Annotated in this window: 22 protein-coding genes and 2 pseudogenes; 13 read left to right on the top strand and 11 right to left on the bottom strand. The window is 69.4% G+C overall.

What is annotated here, in order from left to right:
• Positions 1-309 precede the first annotated feature (309 nt).
• The 8 genes from hemL (at position 310) to OG747_RS18560 (ending at position 8,992) form a co-directional block, all read left to right on the top strand.
• A complete protein-coding gene (hemL, locus tag OG747_RS18595; protein ID WP_405880447.1) occupies positions 310-1,626 on the top strand; it encodes a glutamate-1-semialdehyde 2,1-aminomutase in 1,317 nt (438 codons plus the stop codon).
• Positions 1,623-2,354, top strand: a complete 732-nt coding sequence (locus tag OG747_RS18590) for a histidine phosphatase family protein (RefSeq protein WP_405880446.1) — start codon at positions 1,623-1,625, stop codon at positions 2,352-2,354. Before hemL ends, OG747_RS18590 begins: the two co-directional genes overlap by 4 nt.
• Before the next feature lie 311 nt (positions 2,355-2,665).
• Positions 2,666-4,003 (top strand): hypothetical protein, encoded by a 1,338-nt coding sequence (locus OG747_RS18585; RefSeq protein WP_405880444.1) that lies wholly within the window; start codon positions 2,666-2,668, stop codon positions 4,001-4,003.
• A 66-nt stretch (positions 4,004-4,069) separates the two neighbouring features.
• Positions 4,070-4,705 (top strand): TlpA family protein disulfide reductase, encoded by a 636-nt coding sequence (locus OG747_RS18580; protein WP_405880443.1) that lies wholly within the window; start codon positions 4,070-4,072, stop codon positions 4,703-4,705.
• 21 nt (positions 4,706-4,726) lie between these two features.
• Entirely contained in the window at positions 4,727-5,488 is a 762-nt protein-coding gene (locus OG747_RS18575; RefSeq protein ID WP_405885591.1) for a cytochrome c biogenesis CcdA family protein, read from the top strand.
• Between the two features lie 3 nt (positions 5,489-5,491).
• Entirely contained in the window at positions 5,492-7,351 is a 1,860-nt protein-coding gene (locus OG747_RS18570; RefSeq protein ID WP_405880442.1) for a cytochrome c biogenesis protein ResB, read from the top strand.
• A complete protein-coding gene (ccsB, locus tag OG747_RS18565; RefSeq protein WP_405880441.1) occupies positions 7,348-8,460 on the top strand; it encodes a c-type cytochrome biogenesis protein CcsB in 1,113 nt (370 codons plus the stop codon). The genes OG747_RS18570 and ccsB overlap by 4 nt, the downstream gene beginning before the upstream one ends.
• 112 nt (positions 8,461-8,572) lie before the next feature.
• On the top strand, positions 8,573-8,992 hold the full coding sequence (locus OG747_RS18560) for an SRPBCC domain-containing protein (protein ID WP_405880440.1): 420 nt from the start codon (positions 8,573-8,575) through the stop codon (positions 8,990-8,992).
• Here the strand turns inward: OG747_RS18560 and OG747_RS18555 are convergent.
• Together OG747_RS18555 and OG747_RS18550 are read right to left on the bottom strand one after the other, a co-directional pair.
• Positions 8,989-10,533, bottom strand: a complete 1,545-nt coding sequence (locus OG747_RS18555) for an ABC transporter substrate-binding protein (protein WP_405880439.1) — start codon at positions 10,531-10,533, stop codon at positions 8,989-8,991. The genes OG747_RS18560 and OG747_RS18555 overlap by 4 nt on opposite strands.
• Positions 10,533-12,656, bottom strand: coding sequence for a hypothetical protein (locus OG747_RS18550; RefSeq protein ID WP_405880438.1), 2,124 nt, complete (start codon positions 12,654-12,656; stop codon positions 10,533-10,535). The genes OG747_RS18555 and OG747_RS18550 overlap by 1 nt, the downstream gene beginning before the upstream one ends.
• A gap of 267 nt (positions 12,657-12,923) precedes the next feature.
• Here OG747_RS18550 and OG747_RS18545 point away from each other — a divergent pair, with 267 nt between their 5' ends.
• On the top strand, positions 12,924-13,175 hold the full coding sequence (locus tag OG747_RS18545) for a hypothetical protein (protein ID WP_405880437.1): 252 nt from the start codon (positions 12,924-12,926) through the stop codon (positions 13,173-13,175).
• 26 nt (positions 13,176-13,201) lie between these two features.
• Here OG747_RS18545 and OG747_RS18540 read toward each other — a convergent pair whose 3' ends face one another.
• The 4 genes and pseudogenes from OG747_RS18540 to OG747_RS18525 form a co-directional block, all read right to left on the bottom strand.
• Positions 13,202-13,624 carry a DUF6924 domain-containing protein gene (locus tag OG747_RS18540; RefSeq protein WP_405880436.1) on the bottom strand — a complete coding sequence of 141 codons (423 nt, stop codon included), beginning with the start codon at positions 13,622-13,624 and terminating at the stop codon, positions 13,202-13,204.
• Positions 13,625-13,658: 34 nt separating this feature from the next.
• Positions 13,659-14,393 (bottom strand): DUF6193 family natural product biosynthesis protein, encoded by a 735-nt coding sequence (locus OG747_RS18535; RefSeq protein WP_405880435.1) that lies wholly within the window; start codon positions 14,391-14,393, stop codon positions 13,659-13,661.
• 401 nt (positions 14,394-14,794) lie between these two features.
• Positions 14,795-15,919 carry a hypothetical protein gene (locus OG747_RS18530; protein WP_405885590.1) on the bottom strand — a complete coding sequence of 375 codons (1,125 nt, stop codon included), beginning with the start codon at positions 15,917-15,919 and terminating at the stop codon, positions 14,795-14,797.
• Positions 15,920-15,982: 63 nt separating this feature from the next.
• A pseudogene (locus OG747_RS18525) lies at positions 15,983-16,165 on the bottom strand (hypothetical protein); the annotation flags it as partial.
• Between OG747_RS18525 and OG747_RS18520 the strand changes: the two are divergent.
• Positions 16,130-16,282 (top strand): annotated as a pseudogene (locus OG747_RS18520) (GNAT family N-acetyltransferase); the annotation flags it as partial. The pseudogenes OG747_RS18525 and OG747_RS18520 overlap by 36 nt on opposite strands.
• A gap of 32 nt (positions 16,283-16,314) precedes the next feature.
• On the opposite strand, the gene OG747_RS18515 reads toward OG747_RS18520, so the two are convergent.
• Together OG747_RS18515 and OG747_RS18510 are read right to left on the bottom strand one after the other, a co-directional pair.
• Positions 16,315-17,325: an isopenicillin N synthase family dioxygenase gene (locus tag OG747_RS18515; RefSeq protein WP_405880434.1), complete on the bottom strand. Its 1,011-nt coding sequence runs from the start codon at positions 17,323-17,325 to the stop codon at positions 16,315-16,317.
• Entirely contained in the window at positions 17,318-17,776 is a 459-nt protein-coding gene (locus OG747_RS18510) for a nucleoside deaminase (protein ID WP_405880433.1), read from the bottom strand. The genes OG747_RS18515 and OG747_RS18510 overlap by 8 nt, the downstream gene beginning before the upstream one ends.
• Positions 17,777-17,877: 101 nt before the next feature.
• Between OG747_RS18510 and OG747_RS18505 the strand changes: the two genes are divergently transcribed.
• Positions 17,878-19,152, top strand: a complete 1,275-nt coding sequence (locus OG747_RS18505) for a PucR family transcriptional regulator (RefSeq protein WP_405880432.1) — start codon at positions 17,878-17,880, stop codon at positions 19,150-19,152.
• 103 nt (positions 19,153-19,255) lie between these two features.
• On the opposite strand, the gene OG747_RS18500 is transcribed toward OG747_RS18505, so the two are convergent.
• Entirely contained in the window at positions 19,256-19,921 is a 666-nt protein-coding gene (locus OG747_RS18500; protein WP_405880431.1) for a class I SAM-dependent DNA methyltransferase, read from the bottom strand.
• Between the two features lie 280 nt (positions 19,922-20,201).
• On the opposite strand from OG747_RS18500, the gene OG747_RS18495 reads away from it, so the two are divergent.
• Complete coding sequence (locus tag OG747_RS18495) at positions 20,202-21,203, top strand: DMT family transporter (protein WP_405880430.1); 1,002 nt, start codon at positions 20,202-20,204, stop codon at positions 21,201-21,203.
• Here the strand turns inward: OG747_RS18495 and OG747_RS18490 are convergent.
• Together OG747_RS18490 and OG747_RS18485 are read right to left on the bottom strand one after the other, a co-directional pair.
• Positions 21,091-21,990 (bottom strand): LysR family transcriptional regulator, encoded by a 900-nt coding sequence (locus tag OG747_RS18490; protein WP_405880429.1) that lies wholly within the window; start codon positions 21,988-21,990, stop codon positions 21,091-21,093. The two genes, OG747_RS18495 and OG747_RS18490, sit on opposite strands and share 113 nt — an antisense overlap.
• Positions 21,990-22,382: a PLD nuclease N-terminal domain-containing protein gene (locus OG747_RS18485; protein WP_405880428.1), complete on the bottom strand. Its 393-nt coding sequence runs from the start codon at positions 22,380-22,382 to the stop codon at positions 21,990-21,992. Before OG747_RS18485 ends, OG747_RS18490 begins: the two co-directional genes overlap by 1 nt.
• Before the next feature lie 200 nt (positions 22,383-22,582).
• Between OG747_RS18485 and OG747_RS18480 the strand changes: the two genes are divergently transcribed.
• Entirely contained in the window at positions 22,583-24,040 is a 1,458-nt protein-coding gene (locus OG747_RS18480; RefSeq protein ID WP_405880427.1) for a menaquinone biosynthesis decarboxylase, read from the top strand.
• Positions 24,041-24,061 lie beyond the last annotated feature (21 nt).

Here is a 24,061-nt window from a genome sequence, read left to right as displayed (position 1 = left end):
TCTAAGGCGCGCGACCCCCGCCACGCAACCCGATCATCGTGACAGTGACCTCCCCCACGGCCGCACGCCGAAACGTACGCTGAAACACCTGTCCGCAGGATCTTCGCAGCCCATGAACACCATGGCCCGTGTAGCTGTCCGTACGAAGCCCCAGTTTCGCAGACGCGCGAGGGCTGATGCCCGGTCGTCGCGTGACGGATGCGCCTGCGCGGCTTTTCGGTGGCCGGGATCTTCCGCTCGTGGCGGCGCACGGCCGCTGCCCTACGCTGAGGGGGTCACTAGCCCCCGGAGTCGGAGAAGTCGCAGGTCATGACCGAACTGCCCTATTCATATGATGCCCCAGTCTCGCAGACTCTTTTCGACCGTGCGGCTGCCGTCACGCCCGGCGGCGTGAACTCTCCGGTGCGCGCCTTCCGCGCCGTGGGCGGTACGCCCCGCTTCATGGTGTCCGGAAACGGTCCATACCTGACCGATGCCGACGGGAGGGAATACGTCGACCTCGTGTGTTCGTGGGGGCCGATGATCCTCGGGCACGCGCATCCCGACGTCATCGGCGCCGTGCAGGAGGCCGTCGCGCGCGGCACCTCCTTCGGTACGCCCGGTGAGGGCGAGGTCGCGCTCGCCGAGGAGATCGTCGCCCGCGTCGAGCCCGTCGAGCAGGTCCGGCTCGTCTCCAGCGGCACCGAAGCCACCATGTCCGCCATCCGGCTCGCCCGCGGGTTCACCCAGCGGTCGAAGGTGATCAAGTTCGCCGGGTGTTATCACGGGCATGTCGACTCGCTGCTCGCGGCGGCGGGGAGCGGAGTGGCGACCTTCGCGCTGCCCGACACCCCCGGCGTCACCGGCGCCCAGGCCGGCGACACCATCGTCCTGCCCTACAACGACCTCGAAGCCGTGAACGAGGCCTTCCACGCGCACCCCGGTGAGATCGCCTGCGTGATCACCGAGGCCTCGCCGGGCAACATGGGCGTCGTGCCGCCCCTGCCCGGGTTCAACCAGGGCCTGAAGGACGCCTGCGCGCGCAACGGTGCCCTGTTCGTCTCCGACGAAGTCATGACCGGGTTCCGGACCAGCAAGGCCGGTTGGTATGGGATCGATGGGGTACGCCCTGATCTCATGACCTTCGGAAAGGTCATGGGCGGGGGGTTCCCCGCTGCCGCCTTCGGTGGGCGCAAGGACATCATGGGGCACCTGGCTCCCGCCGGGCCCGTCTACCAGGCCGGCACGCTCTCCGGTAACCCCGTCGCCACCGCCGCCGGCCTCGCCCAGCTGCGGCTGCTCGACGACGCCGCGTACGCCAAGGTCGACGCCGTCTCCGAGCAGATCCGGGGACTCGTCACGGAGGCGCTCACCAAGGAGGGCGTGGCGCACCGGCTGCAGAACGCCTCCAACATGTTCTCGGTCTTCTTCACCGGGCGCGAGGTGCGCGACTACGAGGGCGCGAAGGCGCAGGAGTCCTTCCGGTTCACCGCGTTCTTCCACTCGATGCTGGCGCAGGGCGTCTATCTGCCGCCGTCGTCCTTCGAGTCGTGGTTCGTGTCCACGGCCCACGACGAGCGGGCCATCCAGCGAATCGCCGACGCCCTTCCGGCGGCGGCACGGGCAGCGGCGGAGGCCACGGCATGAGCGACACGGGTATCGGCAACTCGGGTAACGGCAACTCGGGTGCCGGGAACTCGGACGGCGACATCACCGTCGTCCACCTCATGCGGCACGGCGAAGTCGCCAACCCGGACGGGGTGCTCTACGGGCGGCTGCCCGGCTACCACCTGTCCGAGCTCGGGCGGCAGATGGCCGAGCGGGTCGCCGAGCACCTGGCCCCGCGGGACGTCACGCACGTCGTCGCCTCGCCGCTGGAGCGGGCGCAGGAGACCGCTACGCCCATCGCCAAGGCGCACGGGCTCGACCTCGACACCGACGGCCGGCTGATCGAGGCCGACAACGTCTTCCAGGGCAAGACCTTCGGGGTGGGCGACGGCGCGCTGCGCAGGCCCGAGAACTGGAAGCACCTCGTCAACCCGTTCAAGCCGTCCTGGGGCGAGCCGTACGTGGAGCAGGTCGTACGGATGATGGGGGCGCTGGACGCCGCCAAGGACGCGGCCCGGGGGCATGAAGCGGTGCTGGTCAGCCATCAGTTGCCGATCTGGATCGTGCGGTCCTTCGTGGAGAAGCGGCGGCTGTGGCACGACCCGCGCAAGCGGCAGTGCACGCTGGCGTCCCTGACGAGCTTCACCTACCGCGGCGACAAGATCGTCTCGGTGGGGTACAGCGAGCCCGCCCGGGATCTCGTCCCGACCCATCTCCTCGCGGGCGCCAAGCCGGTGAAGGGGAAGGGCAAGGCGTTCGGGGCGTAGAACTCCGGTCGTGGAACTCCGGTCCTAGAACTTCGGTCCTGGAACTCCGGTCCTGGAACTCCGGTCGTAGAACTCCGGTCCTGGAACTCCGGTCGTAGAACTCCGGTCGTGGAACGCGGCCTCAGGACTTCGGGCTCAGCGCCCATGCTCGTAGGCGCTGGCGCAAAGTATGCGGATCGGCGCTATCTGAGCGGTTCTTCGTAAAATACGATCAATGGCTGTGCGTTTGAAGGAACCTATCTTCTTGTCATGCCCTCTCATTGTGTGCCAGCTGGGAGTCAGCTGAGAGGGCGCGATGAGATGGGGACCCAATGCGGGACATCAGCCGGAGGGGAATGATCGGCCTTGGGGCGGGTGCCGCGGCGACGCTGGGACTCGCGGCGTGCGGCACCGCACAGCAGGACGGTTCGAGCGGCGGCGGTGGTTCCCATTCGGGCAAACCCGGTGCGTCCGGCGAGCCCGGCGGCTCCTCGCGCCCCGGCCGCCCGATAGGCGACGGCTCCACGTCCTACACGGGCAAGCAGCCGAACCAGCCCGCGAAGCCGGTCCCTCTGGAGCCCGGTCAGACCCCTCCGCAGTTCGTGGTCTTCTCCTGGGACGGCGCGGGTGAGGTAGGGACCGGTCTCTTCTCCCGCTTCCTCCGGCTCGCCCGCGAGCACGAGGCGCACATGACCTTCTTCCTCTCCGGGCTGTACCTCCTGCCCGAGTCGAAGAAGCGCAAGTACCTGCCGCCCAACAACCCCCGGGGCGCCTCCGACATCGGCTATCTCTCCGACGACCACGTCAAGTCGACGCTCGGGCTCGTCCGGCAGGCCTGGCTCGACGGCCACGAGATAGGCACGCACTTCAACGGCCACTTCTGCTCCGGCCACGGCACCGTCGGCAACTGGACGCCGGCGCAGTGGCGCAGCGAGATCGACCAGGCCAAGTCCTTCGTCAAGGAGTGGCGGACCAACACGGGCTGGACCGAACTGCCCTCGCTGCCCTTCGACTACGAGAAAGAACTCGTCGGCGGGCGCACCCCCTGTCTGCTCGGCCAGAACAACCTGCTGCCCACCGCCAAGAAGCTCGGCTGGCGCTACGACGCCTCCTCGCCCGGCGGCCGCCAGGTCTGGCCGACGAAGCGGCAAGGGCTGTGGGACCTCCCGCTCCAGGCGGTCCCCTTCCCGGGGCGCCGCTTCGAGGTGCTGTCCATGGACTACAACATGATGGCCAACCAGTCGATCAACTCGACGAAGGCGCCTGCGCACAACTACCCGGCGTGGCGGGAGCAGGCGGGAGGGGCGTACGTCGCCGGATTCCAGCGGGCCTACGAGACGAACCGTGCGCCCTTCTTCATCGGCAACCACTTCGAGCACTGGAACGGCGGCATCTACATGGACGCCGTCGAGTACGCCTTCAAACACATCGCCCAGGAGAAGGAGAAGGGCGAGGACGTCCGCCTCGTCTCCTTCCGGCAGTTCGTGGACTGGGTGGACGTACAGAAGCCCGAGGTGCTGGCCAAGCTGCGGACGCTGGACGTGGGACAGCGGCCGGTGGGTGGCTGGAAGACGTTCCTCGGCGACACCGGCAAGGGAGCCGGTACGGGGGCCGGTGCGGGTTCGGGCACGGGCGCAGGTACCTCCAAGGGGTCCGGGAACGCTGCGTGAAATGGGGTTTTCCGCCCACGAGGGGGGTGCGGAAGATCCCCGAATCGGGCATGCGAAACTTTTCACATGAGTGCCGCCTGCCGCACAGATCAGCGTTCGAACCGCACCCGTAGCCGTAGCCGTAGCCGCGCCGCCCTGTTCACCACTGGGGCCGTCGTCGGCGCGCTCGTTCTGGCCGCGTGCGGTTCCGGAGGGACCTCCGGGGGGTCGGGCAACACCAACTTCGTGGCGGGAAAGGACGGGGTCGACACCGCGGCCAAGGGCAAGCGGGCCGCCATCCCCGACCTTTCCGGCAAGACGGTAGACGGCACGCGGCTCGACGTCGCCGACTACAAGGGCAAGGTCGTCGTCCTCAACGTCTGGGGCTCCTGGTGCGGGCCCTGCCGGGTCGAGGCCGAGAACTTCGAGAAGGTCTACCAGGACACCAAGGGCCAGGACGTGCAGTTCGTGGGCATCAACACCCGCGACGCGGGCACCAGTCCGGCCAAGGCCTTCGAGAAGGAACACGGGATCACCTATCCGAGCCTGTACGACCCCTCGGGCAAACTGATGCTCCGCTTCAAGAAGGGCACGCTGAACCCGCAGCTGATCCCCTCCACGCTCATCATCGACCGGGACGGGAAGGTCGCGGCCCGGACGCTGCAGGCGCTCAGCGAGGACAATCTGCGCAAGATGCTCGCTCCCGTCCTCGCGGAGAAGTGACCTGACGTGTCCCTCCTCGCCATGACCCTGGCCGACTCCACCGGCAGGAACGCGACGGTCTTCAGCGGCGCGCTGCTGGTCGCCCTGCCGGTCGCCGTGCTCGGCGGACTCGTCTCCTTCTTCTCGCCGTGCGTGCTGCCGCTGGTGCCCGGCTATCTGTCGTACGTCACCGGGGTCACCGGCACGGATCTGGCGGAGGCCAGACGGGGGCGGATGGCAGCGGGCGCGAGCCTGTTCGTGGTCGGCTTCACCGCCGTGTTCGTCTCCGGCGGGGCGCTCTTCGGATACTTCGGGGCGACCCTGCAGGAGAACCAGGGCACCCTGTCCAAGGTGCTCGGCGGGCTCATGATCCTCATGGGTGTCTTCTTCATGGGGATGATGCCCTGGCTCACCCAGCGCGAATTCCGTTTCCACAAGCGGCCGGTGTCCGGTCTCGCGGGCGCGCCCCTGCTCGGCGCGCTCTTCGGGATCGGCTGGACCCCGTGTCTCGGCCCGACCCTCTCCTCGGTGCAGGCCCTGGCGATGAATCAGGCGAGCGCCGGCCGAGGGGCCATACTGACCGTCGCGTACTGCCTCGGCCTCGGTATCCCCTTCGTCCTCACCGCGGTCGCCTTCCGCAAGGCGCTCGGGGCGTTCGGCTGGGTCAAGCGCCACTACGCCTGGGTGATGCGGATCGGCGGCGGCATGATGATCGTGACCGGCCTGCTCCTGCTCACCGGTGCCTGGGACAGCATCGTCCAGCAGATGCAGTCCTGGTCCGACGGTTTCACGGTAGGGATCTGATCCATGAGCACGACTGACACCGACACCGACACGGGCCGGACGAAGGACCCGGCGGCCGCCAAGCGGCACGTCGGTGTGAGCGCGGACGGCGAACTCGGCGAGGCAGGTTCCCAGCTGTCCACCGCGCCGGTGGACACGGTCATGCCCGGCTCCTTCGGCGGGTCCCGCGCGCCGGGCGTCATGGGGTGGCTGGCCTGGACCGGCCGTGAGGTCGTCGGCTGGGCCCGCTGGTTCTGGCGGCAGCTGACCTCCATGCGGGTCGCGCTGATCCTGCTCTTCCTGCTGTCGCTCGGGGCGATCCCCGGCTCGCTGATCCCGCAGTCCGGGACCGATGCCCAGAAGGTGGCGGACTTCAAGACCGCGCACAGCGTGCTCGGGCCCGTCTACGACAAGCTCGGCCTGTTCCACGTCTACAGCTCGGTGTGGTTCTCGGCGATCTACCTCCTGCTCTTCGTCTCGCTCATCGGCTGCATCGTTCCCCGCACCTGGCAGTTCGTCGGGCAGCTGCGCGGCCGTCCGCCGGGCGCGCCCAAGCGGCTGAACCGGCTGCCCGCGTACGCGACCTGGCGTACCGACACCGAGCCCGAGCAGGTCCGCGAGGCCGCCCTCAAGGTGCTGGGGCAGCGGCGCTTCCGGGCCCACATCGAGGGGAACGCCGTCGCCGCGGAGAAGGGCTACCTCCGCGAGACCGGCAACCTGATCTTCCACATCGCGCTGATCGTGATGCTGGTCGCCTTCGCCTGGGGCCAGCTCTTCAAGTCCGAGGGCGACAAGCTGATCGTCGAGGGCGACGGCTTCTCCAACACGCTCCTGCAGTACGACGACTTCAAGTCGGGCAACCTCTTCACCGACGACGACCTGACGCCGTTCAGCTTCGACCTGAAGAAGTTCACCGCCACCTACGAGCGGAACGGGCCCAACAAGGGCACCCCCCGCACGTTCCAGGCGGACATCGACTACAGCGTGGGCGCGTACGGCAAGGCGAAGAAGACCACCGTCAAGGTCAACGAGCCGCTGAAGATCGGTGACTCCAAGGTCTACCTCGTCAGCCACGGCTACGCGCCCGTCGTCACCGTCCGGGACGGCAAGGGCAACGTCGTCTTCCACCAGGCCGTGCCGATGCTGCCGCTCGACTCGAACGTCACCTCACAGGGCGCGATCAAGGTCATGGACGGCTACAAGAACGCGCAGGGCCGCAGCGAGCAGCTCGGTTTCTCCGCCTTCTTCGTGCCGACCTTCGCGGGCGCGGGCAAGGGCACCATGTTCTCCCAGTTCCCCGCGCTCGACTTCCCGGTGCTCGCGCTGTCCGGCTTCCACGGCAGCCTGGGGGTCAACTCGGGCATCCCGCAGAACGTGTACCAGCTCGACACGACCAACATGAAGCAGTTCAAGGACGCGAAGGGCGACATCGTCAAGGCGCGCCTGCTGCCCGGCGAGACCATGAAGCTGCCGGGCGGTGCCGGTTCGATCACCTTCGAGAAGGACATCAAGGAGTGGGCCGGCTTCCAGGTCACCCAGCAGCCCGGCAGCGTCTGGGCGCTGGTCGGCGCGTTCGCCGCGATCTTCGGTCTCGCCGGTTCGCTCTTCATCCAGCGCCGCCGGGTCTGGGTGCGGGCGACGACCGGGGCCGACGGCGTCACCGTGGTGGAGATGGCGGGCCTCGGCCGCAGCGAGTCCGCGAAGCTCCCCGAGGAACTGGGGGACCTGGCCGCGCTCGTCCATGAGCGGGCGCCCACCAGGACCGACGCAGCCGCAGCCGCAGCCGCAGCCGCAGCCGCAGCCGCAGACGCATCCGCAGCCGAAACCGACCTCGACGCCGACGCCGAACCCTCCGTACCTGCCGCCGAAGGGGCTGAGAAATGACTCTCGCCACCGCAACCGACCTGGGCGCCGTGACCGATCTGGCCACGGCCACCAACGAACACCTCGCCAACATCAGCAACACGCTGATCTACTCCTCGATGGCCGTCTACACCCTGGCCTTCTTCGCTTACATCGCCGAGTGGATCTTCGGCAGCCGCAGCAAGGTCGCCCGTACGGCCGCCGCGCTCACCACCACCGAGAAGACGGAGGCCCCCGCGGTCACCGTGCAGTCGGCGGGCGGCACGGCCGTCCTGGAGCGGCCGAAGGTCGTCACCCGGTCGGCGGCGGGCGCCCGTGACGTGCCCGACGGGCCCGGCGCGCACGGCGGGGACGAGCAGGGCGACCTCTACGGCCGGATCGCCGTGTCCCTCACCGTGCTCGCCTGGGCCGTCGAGACGGCCGGCGTCCTCGCGCGTGCCCTGTCGGTGCAGCGGGCGCCGTGGGGCAACATGTACGAGTTCAGCATCACCTTCTCCACGGTCGCCGTCGCCGTGTATCTGGTGATGCTCGCGCTGAAGAAGAACATCCGCTGGCTGGGCCTGCCCCTGGTCACCACGGTCCTTCTCGACCTCGGCCTCGCGGTCACCGTCCTGTACACCGCGAGCGACCAGCTGGTGCCCGCGCTCCACTCGTACTGGCTGTACATCCACGTCTCGACCGCGATCCTCTGCGGCGCCGTCTTCTACGTGGGCGCGGTCGGCACCCTGATGTACGTCTTCAAGGACTCGTACGAGAACAAGCTCGCCACCGGCGGGCAGCCGGGCCGTTTCGCCACCTCCGTCATGGAGCGGCTGCCCTCCTCGGCCTCCCTCGACAAGTTCTCCTACCGCGTGAACGCCGCCGTCTTCCCGCTGTGGACCTTCACGATCATCGCGGGCGCGATCTGGGCGGGCGACGCCTGGGGCCGTTACTGGGGCTGGGACCCCAAGGAGACCTGGGCGTTCATCACCTGGGTCGCCTACGCCTGCTATCTGCACGCCCGTGCCACGGCCGGCTGGAAGGGCCGCAAGGCCGCGTACATCGCGCTGATCGCCTTCGCCTGCTTCCTCTTCAACTACTACGGAGTCAACATCTTCGTCTCCGGCAAGCACTCCTACGCGGGCGTCTAGGACGCGTCGAGGACGCGTCGAGGACGCGTCCAGGACACGGCCAGGACCGGGACAGGTCCTGGCCGTCGGCGCAACACGTGCGGAACCTTCCGCCTCGGGCCACGCTGGTGTCATGACCGGAGTGACCCGAGGCATCGAAGAGGGCACCACCGAGATCCGGGGGGACGGTACCCACGTCCTGCACTACCTGCTGCGTCTTCCCCAGCCTGTGGAGAACGTGTGGAAGGCGCTGGCCACCCCCGAGGGTCTGCGGGGCTGGCTGGCCACCGCTCAGGTGTTCGAGCCGCGGCTCGGCGGGGCGGTCGTGCTGGAGGGGCTGGGGGAGGGCCGGATCACCGCCTGGGACGTCGAGCGGATCACCGAGTACACCGTGGAGGGGCGGGGCCGGGTCCGGTTCCACCTGGAGCCCGCGCCGCCGGACGGCCCCGGTCCCGGCACCACCGTCCGCTTCACCCATGAGTACGAGGGCGAGCGGGAGCCCGGCCCGTGGCAGCCCCGGTTCGAACGCCTCCTCAAGATGCTCGGAGGCTAGGACGGCGGCAGGCACTCCTTCGCAGGTGGCTTCCCCTCCGGCCAGGCGATCTTCACGAACCGGGCGCGGGACTCGGGGGTCAGCTGCACGATCGGTACGGCCTTGTCGTACGGATTGCCGTGGACGTTCAGGCAGATCCACCCGCTCGCCCCGTTCACCCGCTGCTCCTTGCCCTTGACCTGCGGCCACTGGAGCCCGACGTCCGCGAGGGACGGGATCGCCCCGGTCGGCGAGGCCCCGCGGATGCCGCGCACGGCGAGCCGCATCGCGTCGTACGCGATGATCAGCTGCCCGTCGTCCAGGGCGATCGGGCCGACGGGCCCGACCGGCTCCTTCATTGCGCCCGACAGCAGATCCCGCAGCACCTCGGCGTCGGCCGCGCTGCCGCCGGTCTTCGCGGGGTCCTTCAGCCAGGCGTCCGGGTGGGCGAGGGACGTGTAGCGGACGGTCAGCAGCGGGTCCTTGAGCGCGGCCCGGTCGAGGTCCCTGTCCCCGGCGAGGTAGGAGCCCTCGTCGCCGGTGAGCACGGTGAACCGGCGGTCGCGGCAGCCGCGCTGGCCCAGCGTGTTGATGAACTGGCGCAGTTGGGTGTGGCGCCCCGCGAAGAGGATGGTGTTCGTGGTGCCCGGGGTGTTGCAGAGGATGTTGGTGATCTGCATGAAGACGTTGGAGGTGGTGCCCTCCTCGCTGCGGTCGGCGGGCGGGGTGAACGGCTGCGCCTCGTAGCGCGCGCCCTTGAGCATCTTCTCGAAGGACGACTGGAGCGTGCGCGTGTACGGGTCGCCGGTCCGGTCGTAGACCAGGAACGCGTTGGCGGCCGAGACCTTGGCGAAGGAGGCGAGGGCGCGCGCCTCGTCGGTGTTGGTGGGGGAGACCCGGGCGAGCCCGGGGAAGGGGTCCTTGCCGCCCTGCCCGTTGGCGAGGTCGTCGGCGGTGATCGAACTCCCTATCACCGGGATGCCCCGGCTGGTCAGTTCCTTGACCGCCTTCTTGTTGTTGTCGGTGCTCAGGCCGACCCCGGTGACCGCGCGCAGCCGGTCGGCGCCCTTCGTCATGCCCGCCAGCTGGTCGGCCGTGTGCTTCCAGTACGTGCCGGTGGAGCCGGGGTTGGCCAGCACCAGCCGGATCTTCGGCTTCAGGTCGGTGGTGTCGTGGTTGGCCTGGTACTGGGCCAGATAGGCGCCCTGGAGTTCGTGCAGCACATCGCCCAGGCTGTCGGCGTCGGTGGCGGTGAAGGGTTCGAGGAGCGCAACGGTGACGTAACTGCCGGGCTTGAGGCGGGCGTTCTCGCGGTCGATGGCCTGTACGGTGTCGGCGAACTGCGGACGCCCGAAGGCGTACGTGGTCCACGAGACGCCCACGCACTCGTCGCTGCCCTTCGGCTGGACGACGCCGGGCGCGCAGGAGCGGTTCTCCTTGGTGGCCGTCATACCGCCCCAGATGCCGAGGCCCGCGAGCACGGCCGCGAGGGTCAGCGCGACATACCGGCGGAAACGAATCTCCCAGACGTCCTCGCGCAGCCACGTCCACAAACGCGCCATCACAGGTCCCCGCCCCCGTCCCCGTTGTCGTGATCGTCGTCGTGATCGTTGTCGCCGCCCGGGATGCGCAACGGGCGGCCGGCGAGCGCGTCCGAGGGCCACTCCCGCGAGGCCCGCCACAGCAGCGGATTGCCCGCGGGCCGCAGATTCGACAGTTGCTCCAGCTCGAAACGGAGCCGGTCGGACACCTTCGGGTCCGGCAGTACCAGCGGATCGGTCAGCTGCCAGACGGCGTGCAGCAGCCGTCGTACCCGCAGATGCAGTACGGCGTCCACGCCCTCCGGCGGCCGCTGGGCCGCGTCGGTGTGCCCGAGCGCGACCGAGGCCCGGTGGTCGTGGCCGTCGAAGTCGCGGCCGTCGGGATCGTGCGCGTGGTAGTACGGCGCGGACGCGATGAAGACCAGGGACGCCAGCCAGGCCCGGGTGTCGGTGCGCGGGAAGGTGTCGCGCAGGTGCGCCACCGCGAAGTCGGCCTTGCCGAGCGCGAGTTCGTGGTGCAGCCGGTAGCGGGCGCCGTCCAGGGTGTCGGTCTCGCCGTAGTGGTCGATGAGGGTGCGGTGCACGGCCCGCCAGCGGGCGTGGTCCGGGTCGTCGTGGTGCAGCCGCAGCAGGAGCAGCGCGCGCAGGAACGGATCGCCCACGAACTGCCCGGCGGCGCTCGCCCAGCCCTCCTCCGCGAGCCGCTCCTCCAGGTCGAGGACGCCCGACGCGCCGAAGTCGTCGGGGAGCTGGACCTCCGCGAGCGCGCACGCCGAGTCGCGGTCGTGGGCGGCGGCGAGCACGGTCAGTTCGTCGAGCCGGCCGCCGGGCACGAGCCGGTCGAGCAGTTCCTGATAGGTGGGCCGGCCGTCGTGGTCCTCGTGGACGGCGACGTCGGAGGTGAGCAACTCGCCCAGGGACTTGGTCCCTTGGGGCAGGTTCTGCCGGGCGGACTCGGCGAGCAGGGTGACGCCGAGCGGGCTGCCGCCGGACAACCGGTGGGTGGCGTGCGGGAGTTGCGGGGGTATGTTCAGTCCCTGGGAGGTGCCGCCCAGGAGGTGCAGGGTGTCGTCCGGGGTGAGTGGCGGCAGCGACACGAGCAGCGCCCGCGAGGACGGTGAGGTGCCCGGCTCCCAGCCGGTCTGCCGGACGACCTCGGGGAGGGTGTGACGGCCCGCGTTGCGCAGCGCTCCGTGGGTGTACCCGCGTAGCGCGGCGAAGAAGACGACCTGGTCGGGGATGCCGTCGGCGCGGTCGCGCAGCACCGGCTCCATGAGGCCGAGGCCCGCCCGCTCCTGCACGTTGTCGATCAGCACGACCGGGCGGCCGAGCCGGTGCGAGCGCTGCATGACCCCCGCGTACGCGTCGTCGAGGTCGGACAGCAGGGCCCGTACGAGATAGCGCTCGGCGTGCGTGCGGGAGTCGCCGCCCGCCCGGAAGTGCGAGGAGAGCAGGATCAGGCCGAGCTTGGGATTGCCGCCCGCGTTCGGATAGTCGCGGTACCAGGCGGCGGCCCTGCGCAGCCGGCGGGGAGCGGGTCCGATCCCCTCGGCGAACGCCTCCAGGGTGGCTTCGATGATCGGCGCGATCACGGGACCCGTACCGCTCAGCGAGGCGACGAGCTTGGAGATGATCTTGCTCACCCAGCGGCCCGCGAACCCCGACAGCCACGAGCCGGTCTCGTTCAGCAGCAGGATCCGCTCGGCCTCCTGCCGGATGCGCGGCACGTCGCGGTCGCTCCAGCCGCCCGCCGCCACGGCGAGCAGCCCGGCCGCCAGCCGGGGAAAACCGATCCGCCCGGCGCCGGTCACCGGCTCGGCGAGCTGCTCGGCGATGGTGGTGAGCGCCTGCCCCACCGGTGACCAGGACTCCTCGGGCCGCTCGGCCGGCGGCCCGGCGAACTGCCGTTCCTCGCCGTCGATCAGCGCGACCGGCGTATGTCCGCGGTACGCGTCGCGCAGCCCGCGCAGCACCGCGCTCTTGCCCAGCCCCCGCCCGCCCGCGAACACCACGAAGGGCAGTTCCTTCGGGTGTTCGTACGGGGACGAGCGGTGCTGGTAGGGCCGCAGACCGACGAGGCGCGGCGCAAGGCCGGGCGGATCGGTGTCGAACAACGCTCCGCGTCCGTGCAGCCCTCTGTGCACCGCATCTCCCCCTGGCGCGGTCCGGTCCTGCTCTGTGCTGCTGTGAGGTCTATCAATACCAGTGTAAAAAGGGGGAGTTGGTTCGGGCTAGGGCACGGGATGTCCGTTTGGTTACGAAAATTTTCCGCGCCCTTTCACCCGTTCAATCCACGGTGATCGAATCCAGCTTTTCGCGCAGATAAACATGGGAGCCGACCGGCGGATACGCGACGCCCCCGACCGGCGCGGGCGGCCCCAGCGGACGATCAGGGGTGCCTGCGCTGCCCGATGCTGCGGGTTTCTCCCAGGCAGCGGCCCCGGCTAATCGAGATCATCCGCAACCTCGCCGAACGCATCGCGGAGGCGCGGACAAACGGCTGGCTCGGCGAAGTCCAAGGACTCCAAGTCAGCCTCACCAAGGCCAAGGAGAAACTCGTCGCTCTCGACCGCAGTTTGGAGCGGACACACAACAACAGTTGGGGCGGTCCAATCGAGCTCGGCATGCCCGTCATCACCGGGCCACGGCCGGGGCCTGCCTGAGGGGGGGCGAAACCTACCGTGCGTGCTTAGCCGTCCTCGAAGCCGCAGTACGTGTCCGATTCGTCGGTGGCGTCGGCGAACTCGGAGAAGTCCATGTTGGCGATGGTCAGGTTGTTGGAGACATCGGCGTACCAACGGGGTGGAAACCGGAATGTCCGGCCGGGTTCGTCATACAGGTCGACGGCCAGGAGCAGATGCTCCTCGCCGGTCATGGTGGTCGCGTCAGCGAGGAACACGTAGCACAGCTTGTCGTCGTCATCAGCGGCGGCATCTGCGTCGACCATCGCTTGAACACTGACATCGGTGAAGGAGGAGTCACTGACGAAGGTCGCGTTGCGGTAGTCGCCCGAGCCGTCGATCGCTGCTTGCACCGTTTCCCAGGCCGCATCGCTGCTGAAGTCGGTGCGCAGGACCAGCGAGGTCAGGTCATCAGGTTGAGGCAAGTCCATGCACGTCATCCTTCCACCCGAGACCAGGCGCTTCTCAGGCGGCTCCAGAAGTGACAGGTCCAAGGCCGGAGGGCAGATGGCGCACGGCTGTCGACACGGCGTCCGCCACCGTGGTCGTGTCGACAAGGACCTCACCCATGATGCTGGCACTGAGGGTGTAGCGGCTGTCCCGATGCGCGTCCAAGCAAAGCGGAATGACCGTGAGGTGAGGGCGGGTACTAGTGGAGAATCGCAGGGTCCAGTGGCTCGTGAACGGGTAGAGCTCCCGCAGTGCCGGTTCGGCGTATGCCGCTTCCACGAGCGCGCGGTACTCGGGCCAGTCCACCGCGCCTGCCTCCGCGAGCAGGTGCTGCCACTCGGACTCGGCAAGTCGCACCGGATCGTGGTCGGCCACCTCGAAGCGGCCGGTGAGGTGTACGAACGGCGCGGCTCGGGAGATGTCGGTCAGCGCTGCCCCGTCATGCCAGGCTTGCGCCGCCCGGGCGAGCTGGGCCAGGTCCTGCGTGGTTCCGTCGATCAGTGCCATGTCTTGGAATGACTCGCAGCCGCGGATTGACCACCGCCGTTCGGCTACCCACGCGGTGATCTCCAAGGTCGTCCGTTGCGGAACGGTGCTCGCGACGGCGGCATGGCGCAGCGGGTCGTATTCCGAGGCGGTGAACGGGATCGAGAAGCCGTCCTTGAGCGCGGCGGCTCGGAGCGCCGTGGCGAGGCTCCCTTCTATAGCAACGTCGGGATACAGAGCAGCGGGATCAGTTGACGTGGCCATGGATCTGATTCTGACCCAGCGATCATCCCGTGGGCGTTGCGAACCAGGCACACGCACCACTTTTTGACCCGGGACACGGCCCGGTAGGCAGTCATCACGAGTAGCCCGTCTGCAGAACGACCTATCCAGGCGTACCACTGCGGACCTGGCCTCATTGAGATCAGGCGGCAGCCAACCCGTAGTCCGGATAACCTGGAGATCGCGCCCAACAACGTCAACAACGTCCGCCTGAAGCTCAAGCGGCTGGCTGAGCGCGGGATCCTGATCGAGACCGAGCAGGGGTTGTTCACCCGCCCGCGGCCATAGCCGCCCAGCAAGCCCGCGACCAGGCCACTCACCCCAACCGAAAGGATAAAGCGGGCGTCAATTCGCATACCGCCCTCTGAAAAGACGTCAGTTGTTCATCGACGGGCCCCAGAGTCGTTTTCCGGCAGTCCCTGAGTGGCTTTGGCGCGGCGGCCGGCGTTGGCGGCGGCGATGGCGCGTTCGGTGTCGAAGGCGACGATGGGGTCTTTGCTGCTGCTCCAGGGTGCGGCGCCGCACCAGGGGCCGATGCGGCGGAACTGATCGAGAGCCTGGTCGAACATTCCCGAGTGGCTGAGCCGGTGGGCGAGAAGGTGGCGTAGCGAAGGCAGGTACGGGTTGTCCTCGGGGACCTGGTTCAGAGCGCGGTGCACGTCCGCTAGCAGGCGCTTGCGCCTGGACGAGGGAGCTGACGGCAGCCTGCCCTGGCGTTTAATGTGCACGGTCACGGCGTAGAGGTAGATGCCGGCGACGGGGCTGCCGGGAGCGCAGTTGCGTATCGCGTCCTCGCCGAAGGCGAGCATTTCGCGGTCGGTGCCGTGCCACTTGGGGGTCCAGTATTCCAGCGCCTGGCGGTGACCCATGAAGTGGTTCGGGGCCCGCCGGGTCAGCTCGTTCCAGAGCGAACGGAACTGCGCTCGGGTGTACTTCAGGCCGCGTGCGGCGGTCACCATGACGACCCACGGTCCCGGGTCCTCGGGTGCGAGTGTGGCGGCCTGCCGTGCGGTCTCGACCGCAGCATGAAGGTGGTCGTGGAACTGGCGCATGTGCGGTGCGGGAACATCGCGGCCGAGCCCGCTGCCGCGGATGGCCCATCCGGTGAGAAGCAGCACATAAGCCTTGAGAGTGGCGGCGTCGCCGCTGTCCGGTCGGTCCTGGCTCCATTGGGTGAGCCAGTAGCCGTCCTCGGTGGCGATCTCGCCGAGCAGCTGGACGCGGTGCCATCGTTCGTCCCAGTCCTGGCCCGCGTGGTCGAGGTAGGCGGCCGCTGGCCGCCAATCGCCCTCCCGGGCCGCGTCTGTGAGTGCCATGAGTTCCAGCTGGGCGCTTTTCGGGAGCGGCGGGCCGGCACGGCCGGGGTCCAGTTCGTCACGGGAGGGCAGGCCGTACCGGGTCGGGTCGAAGCGCCGCGCGGCGAGTTTCGCCCGTGCTCGTGCCAGCGGCTGCCGGAGAATCAGGCCCGCGAGCAGGACAAGCACTGCGACGTCGAGGAGAATCTGCATCACGACACAAGATCATGGAGTTGCGGGTGGGCGAGTTCAAGGGATCTTCACCGGACCGAGACGTGCCACGCTGCCCTGCGCGGAGGGGACGGGGAGGCCGCGGTTGCCGGCGGCGGTCTTTTCGGTGAGCTTGGCCAGGGCGTCTTTACGGGTGGTGCCGTAGTCGCGGACGTGCTTGCGGGTGTTGCCGGGGGCGAGGACGTATCCGGCGGAATCGCGGCCGAGCGGGTACTGCTGAACGTCCACCCGGACAGCAAGGCGGCGTCGGCTGCGTATCGGGCATGGGGATACCGGAAGATCGGCGAGACGCGACCGTGGGAGGGCGCGGACCTCCATGACGTGATGCTGCCCAGTCTCCGATGATCCAGAGTTTCCCAGGCGCTTACGGACAGTGATCACCCCACAGTGATCGAATCCAGCTTCTCGCGCAGATAGCTGTGGGAGTCCACGGGCGGATACGCGACGCGCCCCACCGGCGCGGGCACCGACTCCACCACCGTTCCCGGCGTGCACTCGCCGAAGTACACCAGCGACATCAGCTCCTCGGCCGGCGCGTCGGCGGGCGGGGGCAGCACTCGGTGCCGGCCAGAGCGCCACCGGTCACCCGTCCAACGGGCCATCAGATCACCGATGTTGATGGTGAACGCCGTCGGGTCGAACGGCGCGTCCTCCCAGCCGCCCTCGTCCGTGTAGACCTGCAGCCCGCCCTTGCCGGCCTGGCGGTCGAGGATGGTGACGGTGCCGAAGTCGGTGTGCGGGCCGATGCGGAACTGGCCGGGCTCGGGCTCGCCGATGACCTCCGTGCCCGGGTACCAGTTGATGTTGAAACCGTACGTCGGGTGGTCCATGTGCTTCGTGAAGAAGTCCGGCTCCAGGCCCAGGGCTTCGCCGAGGAGGGCGAGGAGGCGGTTCTCCAGCTCGCTCATCCGCGTCAGGTACTCCTCGCAGAGTTTCCGCAGCTCCGGGGCTTCGGCGGGCCAGACGTTCGGGGCGTACCACTCCGCGTTCGTCTCCGGGTCCTCGAAGGGCTCGTGCGTCGCGAAGGTCAGCGACTCCTTGAGGTCGGGGGGCGTCCGAGTACCTTCCGAATAACCGTTGGCCTCGGCGCCGGGGCCGAGCCAGCCGCGCCCGCCGACCCGGACGGCGTACGGCTGCTTGACCTCCACAGGGAGGATGAAGAAGGCGCGGGCGGCCTCGCGGATGCGGGTGCGCAGGGTCGGGTCGATGCCGTGTCCGGTGACGAGGAGGAAACCGGCGGTCTGAAGGGCTTCGTCGACGGTGCGGGCGATGCGGGTACGGGCGTCCGGGTCGCCGTCCAGCCAGGGCCGCAGGTCGATGGTGGGGATGCGGGGGGTACGGGTGATGTGGGGGGTTTGGGGGATGCGGGGGGTACGGGTGTCACTCACCGATGTCCTCGTTCCACAGGGCCGGGTTGTCCTTGATGAAGTCGCGCATCAGCGCGGTGCACTCGGGGTCGTCCAGGAGCACGATCTCCACGCCGTGCTCGGCCAGCCAGTCGTGGCCGCCGTGGAAGGTCTCCGCCTCGCCCACCACGACCCGCGAGATGCCGAACTGGCGCACCAGACCGGAGCAGTACCAGCACGGCGAAAGGGTCGTCACCATGGTCGTACCGCGGTACGAACGCTGTCGTCCCGCAGCGCGGAACGCCGAGGTCTCCGCGTGCATGGAGGGGTCGCCGTCCTGGACCCGCCGGTTGTGCCCACGGCCGAGAAGCGTGCCGTCCGCGCCGTACAGCGCGGCGCCGATGGGGATGCCGCCCTCCGCCAGCCCGGCGCGGGCCTCCGCGACGGCGGTCGACAGCCACACCCGTGCCCGTGCCTGATCAATGTGCTCCATGACTCCACTCTCCTGTGGCCGAAACACGAGGGCAACGTGCGGAAAGTACTCTCCCGGCAACCCGCACCCGGACGGACTGTCAGCGCTTGAAGGAGGTTCCCGTGCCCGCACTCACCCTCCGCGAGATCCTGGCCCTCGACCCCGTCCGAGGCAGCGAACCCGAGATTCTCGCGGGCGAGGGCGCCCTGGACCGCCCCGTCCGCTGGGTGCACTCCAGCGAGGTGTACGAGGGTGCGAACTTCCTCGACGGCGGCGAACTGCTCCTCACCAACGGCTTCGGCCTGACCGACGCCGACGAGGACACCCGGCGGCGGTACGTCCGTGAGCTGGCCGCGCGCGGGGCGGCGGGGCTCGCGGTGGAGGTCGGGCGGTCGCTGGTGCGGATGCCCGAGGAGGTCGTCGACGAGGCCCGGCGGCTCGGGCTGCCGCTGCTGGCCCTGCACCGGGTGGTCCCGTTCGTCCGCATCACCGAGGCGGCGAACCGGGCGATCGTGGCGCGCGGCCTGTCGGGGCGTGCGGCAGCCGTACGGCCCTGGGGCGGCGACCACACCGCCGCCCTGCTCGCCGACCTCGCCGACGGGCAAGCCCTCAACCAGCCCGAGGTGGAGGCACGCGCGGCGCTCGCCGGATTCCATCCCGGACCGGGGGCGCGGCTGGTCGGGGTGTCGGCACACGGTGCGCGCGACCTGGGCGTGGTCGACCGGGCGGCACGCTCCCTGGGCGGGGTCGCGGTACTTCGGGCGGCGTTCCCGGGGGACGTACTGGCGCTGGTGGCGATGCCGGACGACGCGGTACGGACGGTGCGGCGGGATGTCGTACGGGCCGTGCAGGAGGCCTTCCGGGCGGTCGCCGAGGCCGGGGTGACCCTGGCGGTCGGACACGCGGTCCTCGCGGGCGGCGGCTGGCTGCGCTGGAGCGAGACGCTGCGGGCGGCCCGGACGACCCTGGAACTGGCGCTCACCGTGCCGTCCGCCGAACCCGGCCTCTCCGGCGGCCCGGTCGTCACCTCCTCCCGCGCCCTCACCCTGGAACGCGAGCTCACCCGGGGCGGTGTGGACGCCAACCGCGACCGCCTCGCCCGCCTGGTCCAGCACACCCTGGGCCCCCTGCTGGCCTGGGAGGCCGCCCACCCCAGCGACCTCGTCCGCACCCTGGAGATCCACCTCCGCCACGGCTGCTCACCCACCCGTACGGCGGCCCTGCTCCACATCGGGCGCCAGTCCCTCTACCAGCGCCTGGAACGCATCGAATCCCTCCTGGGCCTGGAGATAGACGACCCGGACCTGCTGGGCGAACTGCTGGCGGCGCTGTGCGCGCACCGGATCGTGCGGGGGGTACCGGCGGCTGCGGGGGGCGGGCTGCGGACGGTGGCCTGAGCGTGATCATCAGCACCGGCGGGCCCTTCTGGTGGACGTGGACTACACGGTCGACGGTGTTCCCACTGTCTGCCTCAGCCACGAGTTGTCGCGCAGTTCCGGGTCAGGACGACGCCTCCGGCTTACGGGCCAGGACGAACGCCTGTGGAGTGTTCTCGCGGGCGTCGGCCTCGCGGACCAGGCGGGCGACCTCTACCAGCCCGGCCTCGCGGAGCAGTTCGGCGATGCGCTCGGGCGGGAAGCGGTAGACGTCGAGGTCCAGGTCATGGCCGTACGCGTGCGGGAGGTGGACGCGCTCGTCGCCGACTTTGTGGGCGAGGAGGAGGTGGCCGCCCGGGGCCAGCACGCGGTGGAACTCCGCGAAGAACACCGGAAGTTCGTCCAGCGGCGTGTGCACGGTGGAGTACCAGGCGATCGCTCCGGCCAGTGCGCCGTCCTCGATGTCGAGGCCGGTCATGGTGCCCACCTCGAACCGCAGGTGCGGATGGCTGCGCCGGGCGACGGCCACCATCTCCGGTGACAGATCGATCCCGTATGCGTCCAGCCCGAGTCCCTCCAGGTGAATCGTCACCCGTCCCGGCCCGCACCCGAGGTCGGCGACCTGCCCGCCCCCACCGGCCCGCACCTCCTCCGCGAAGGCGGCGAGCATGGCCCGGTCGAAGGGCTTGTGCTCCAACTCGGCCTTGAGGAGTTCGTTGTAGTCGACGGCGACGGTGTCGTACGACGCCTTGACGGCATCCGGGCGAGAGGCCATGGGGTGAGAGGTCATGGCCGTGGAGATTAGCCGCGGGGACTGACACTCCGGTCGACGGCGACGGCGACGGCGACGGCGACGGCGAGGGCGAGGGCGCGGAGGTCGGCCGTTTCGGGAGGCACGCGGACGTACACGTTGTACGGGGAGCGAGGGCCTCGACGTACGGGGAGCGACGGCCGCGACAGGTGCCTGTCCGGTGCCTGTCCTGTGCCCATCGACTGCGTCGATGGGGCCATCGGCAGGACGCCCCACTGGCCCGTGGCCCGACCCCGCCCCCCGCTCCTACCTTCGGCTCATGACCACAGAGAAGACCACCGCAGAGATGACCACCGCAGGGAACACCGCGGCGGAGCGCAAGGGCACCGCCCAGCTCACCGCCGCCATGGTCCTGTCCGGCACGCTCGGCGTCTTCGTCGTGCAGTCCGGCGCCTCCCCCTTCAACGTCGTCTTCTTCCGCGTCCTCTTCGGCGCCCTGGCGCTGGGCGCGTACGTCGTCGCCCGCGGCTGGCTGCGTGGCCACGGCTTCACCCCGCGCACCCTCGGCCTCGCCGTGCTCGGCGGTGTGTTCATCGTCTTCAACTGGGTCTTCCTCTTCCAGTCGTACGAGAACACCTCGATCTCCGTCGCCACGGTCGTCTACCACACGCAGCCGTTCTACGTGGTCCTGCTCGGCGCCCTGTTCTTCCGCGAGCGACTGACGGCGGCGAAGGTCGGCTGGGTGGCCGTCGCCTTCGCGGGCCTGATCCTGGTCTCCGGCGTCACACCGGCGGACCTGACCCGAGGCGGCAGCTATCTGACCGGCATCGGCCAGGCCCTCCTCGCCGCGCTCCTCTACGGCCTGTCCACCCTGGTCACCAAGCGCATCACCGGCGTCCGCCCGCACCTCATCGCCCTCGTCCAGGTCCTCGTCGGCATCCCGCTGCTGCTCCCCTTCGCCGACTTCGGCGCGATGAGCGGCACGGGCGCGCGCTGGGGCTGGCTGGTCGGCCTCGGGATCATCCACACCGGCCTGATGTACGTCCTCATGTACTCCGCGTACGCCAAACTCCCCACCGCCAAGATCGCCGTCCTCGCCTTCACCTACCCGGCGGTCGCGATGGTCATGGACTGGGCGGTGTACGGCCACCACATCGGGCTCGTCCAGGCACTCGGCGTCCCGCTGATCGTGACGGCGAGCCTGAAGGTCACTCTGGCGAAGTCTGCTCCCGCACCAGCCGCCGCGCCTGCTCCACGAACAGCCGCACATGCGCCGGAAGCCGCTTCCCGGCCCGCCACGCGAGTTGCGTCCGAAGTGTGAACGGCGGCTCCCACGGCAACCGTACGAGCGTCCCCTCCGCCAACTCCGCGGCGACCGTCACCTCGGGCAGCAACGCCACCCCGAGACCGGCCGCCGCGCCGCGTTTCGTCGCCTCGATCGTGCCGAACTCCGTGAAGGAGACGGGCCGCGGGGCAAGGGAGTTGAGGTCCCGCTCGAACAAGTCCCGGTAGGCGCAGCCGGGTTCGGTGGCGAGCAGCGACTCCCGTACGAGGCCGGCGGTCGGCACGGTCGATGCCGCTGCCAGTGGATGTCCCGGCGCGGCCACCAGCACCAGTGGCTCCACCGCCAGCACCGCGACCTCCAGGCCCGCGTGCTCGGTCTCCTCCTCCATCAGGAAGCCGACGTCGTACGTGCCCTGCCGCAGCGCCTGCCGGGTCTCGTCGCCGATGGTCGTGCGGAGGGACAGACGTACGCCCGGGTAGCGGTGGTGGAAGAGCTCCAGCAGGGGGAGGAGCCGGTACGAGGTCAGCGACTCCAGGGTGCCGACGGTGAGCGCGCCGGAGGGCTCCCCGGCGCCGACGACCGCCGCCCGCGCCTCGTCGCTCAGCTCGATGATCTGCCGGGCGTAGGGGAGCAGCCGCTCACCCGCCTCCGTGAGCCGAATCCTGCTCCCGAGCCGGTCGAAGAGCTCCACGCCGAGCGAGGACTCCAGCGTGCGGATGTGGCTCGTCACGCTGGACTGCGCGTACTTCAGCTCGGTGGCGGCCTGGGTGAAGCTCAGTACGGTCGCGACCTTCTCGAAGGTGACGAGCAGCCGCAGCTCCATCAGGCCTCGGACTCCCCACCGCGCTCGCGCCGCCGCAGCTCCTCCTCGCGGCGCCGCAGGTCGGCCTCCCAGTCCTTGAGCAGCGCCTCGTCCTTGCGGTTGTCGGCCTTGAGCGAGGCGAGGAACTCGGGGTTGTCGTCGGGAGCGACGTACTGCGTGCGGTGGTTGCGGTGCCACTCGGAGGGCGTGGAACCGTTCGCGGGGCCCCTGCGCGCGCGGCCCGCGACCAGCCAGGCGATCGGCCCGACCAGAATTTCCCCGAAGAGCAGGATGATGATCACCCACACGACCTTCGGCAGGCCCCGGATCTCTTCGTCGGGGGTGTTCAGACAGTCGATGAACGCGTAGATCCACAGCGCCAGGACCAGCAGGAACGGCAGATACCTGAGCATGGCCGAACGATCCCCCAGTGAACGACGGCGGGGCGGCACAGGGCCCCGGTGACGCGCACAGGGTAGCGGGTGGCTGCGCCCCGTCAGGGGCGCGGGGAACTGCGCGACCAGCCCCCACCCGCCCGCACCCGAAAGCCCGCTCAGCCCACGGCGGTGGGGCGCACGCAGGCGTTGCGCAAGGCTCAGCGATACTTGACCCCATGGCTTACGACGATCTTCGATCCCTGCTGAGGGCGCTGGAGCGCGAGGGCGACCTCAAGCGCATCAAGGCCGAGGTGGACCCGTATCTGGAGGTCGGGGAGATCGTCGACCGGGTGCAGAAGGCGGGTGGACCCGCGTTGCTCTTCGAGAATGTGCGCGGGTCGGCGATGCCCCTCGCCATGAATGTGTTCGGGACCGACCGGCGGCTTCTCAAGGCCCTCGGGCTGAAGTCGTACGGCGAGATCAGCGAGAAGATCGGCGGGCTGCTCAAGCCCGAGCTGCCGCACGGGTTCGTCGGTGTGCGCGAGGCCTTCGGAAAGCTCGGCGCGATGACCCACGTACCGCCGAAGAAGGTGAAGTCCGACAATGCGCCCGTCCAGGAAGTGGTCCTGCACGGTGACGACGTCGACCTCGACGCGCTCCCGGCTCTCTTCACCTGGCCCCAGGACGGCGGCTCCTTCTTCAACCTCGGGCTGACCCACACCAAGGACCCGGAGAGCGGAATCCGCAATCTCGGGCTCTACCGGCTCCAGCGCCACGACAAGCGCACCATCGGCATGCACTGGCAGATCCACAAGGACAGCCGGAACCACTACCAAGTGGCGGCCAGGCGCGGAGAGCGACTGCCCGTCGCGATCGCCTTCGGGTGTCCGCCGGCCGTGACGTACGCCTCCACCGCCCCGCTGCCCGGTGACATCGACGAGTACCTCTTCGCCGGGTTCATCCAGGGCAAGCGGATCGAGATGGTGGACTGCAAGACGGTGCCGTTGCAGGTGCCCGCGCAGGCCGAGGTCGTCCTCGAAGGGTGGCTGGAGCCGGGGGAGATGCTGCCGGAGGGGCCGTTCGGCGACCACACCGGCTTCTATACGCCTCAAGAGCCGTTCCCGGCGCTGACCATCGACTGCGTCACCATGCGCAAGCGGCCGTTGCTCCAGTCGATCGTCGTAGGCCGTCCTCCGACGGAGGACGGACCTCTCGGTCGGGCGACGGAGCGGTTCTTCCTCCCCCTCCTGAAGGTCATCGTGCCGGACATCGTGGACTACCACCTGCCCGAGGCGGGCGGTTTCCACAACTGTGCGATCGTCGCGATCGACAAGAAGTACCCCAAGCACGCCCAGAAGGTGATGCACGCCATCTGGGGGGCGCACATGATGTCCCTCACGAAGCTCATCGTGGTCGTGGACTCGGACTGTGACGTCCACGATCTGCACGAGGTCGCGTGGCGGGCCCTCGGCAACACGGACTACGGCCGCGATCTCACCGTCGTCGAAGGCCCCGTCGATCACCTCGACCACGCCTCCTACCAGCAGTTCTGGGGCGGCAAGGCGGGCATCGACGCGACGAGGAAGTGGCCCGAGGAGGGCTATACGCGGGATGGGGGATGGCCGGAGATGGTCCTCTCCGACCCGGAGACGGCGGCGACGGTCGACCGCCGCTGGAAGGAGTACGGCCTGTGAGGTCCTTGAACAGCGGACGGG

This window comes from Streptomyces sp. NBC_01384, from assembly GCF_045040035.1.
Classification (GTDB): domain Bacteria; phylum Actinomycetota; class Actinomycetes; order Streptomycetales; family Streptomycetaceae; genus Streptomyces.
This window is presented reverse-complemented; position numbering and strand designations above follow the sequence as displayed.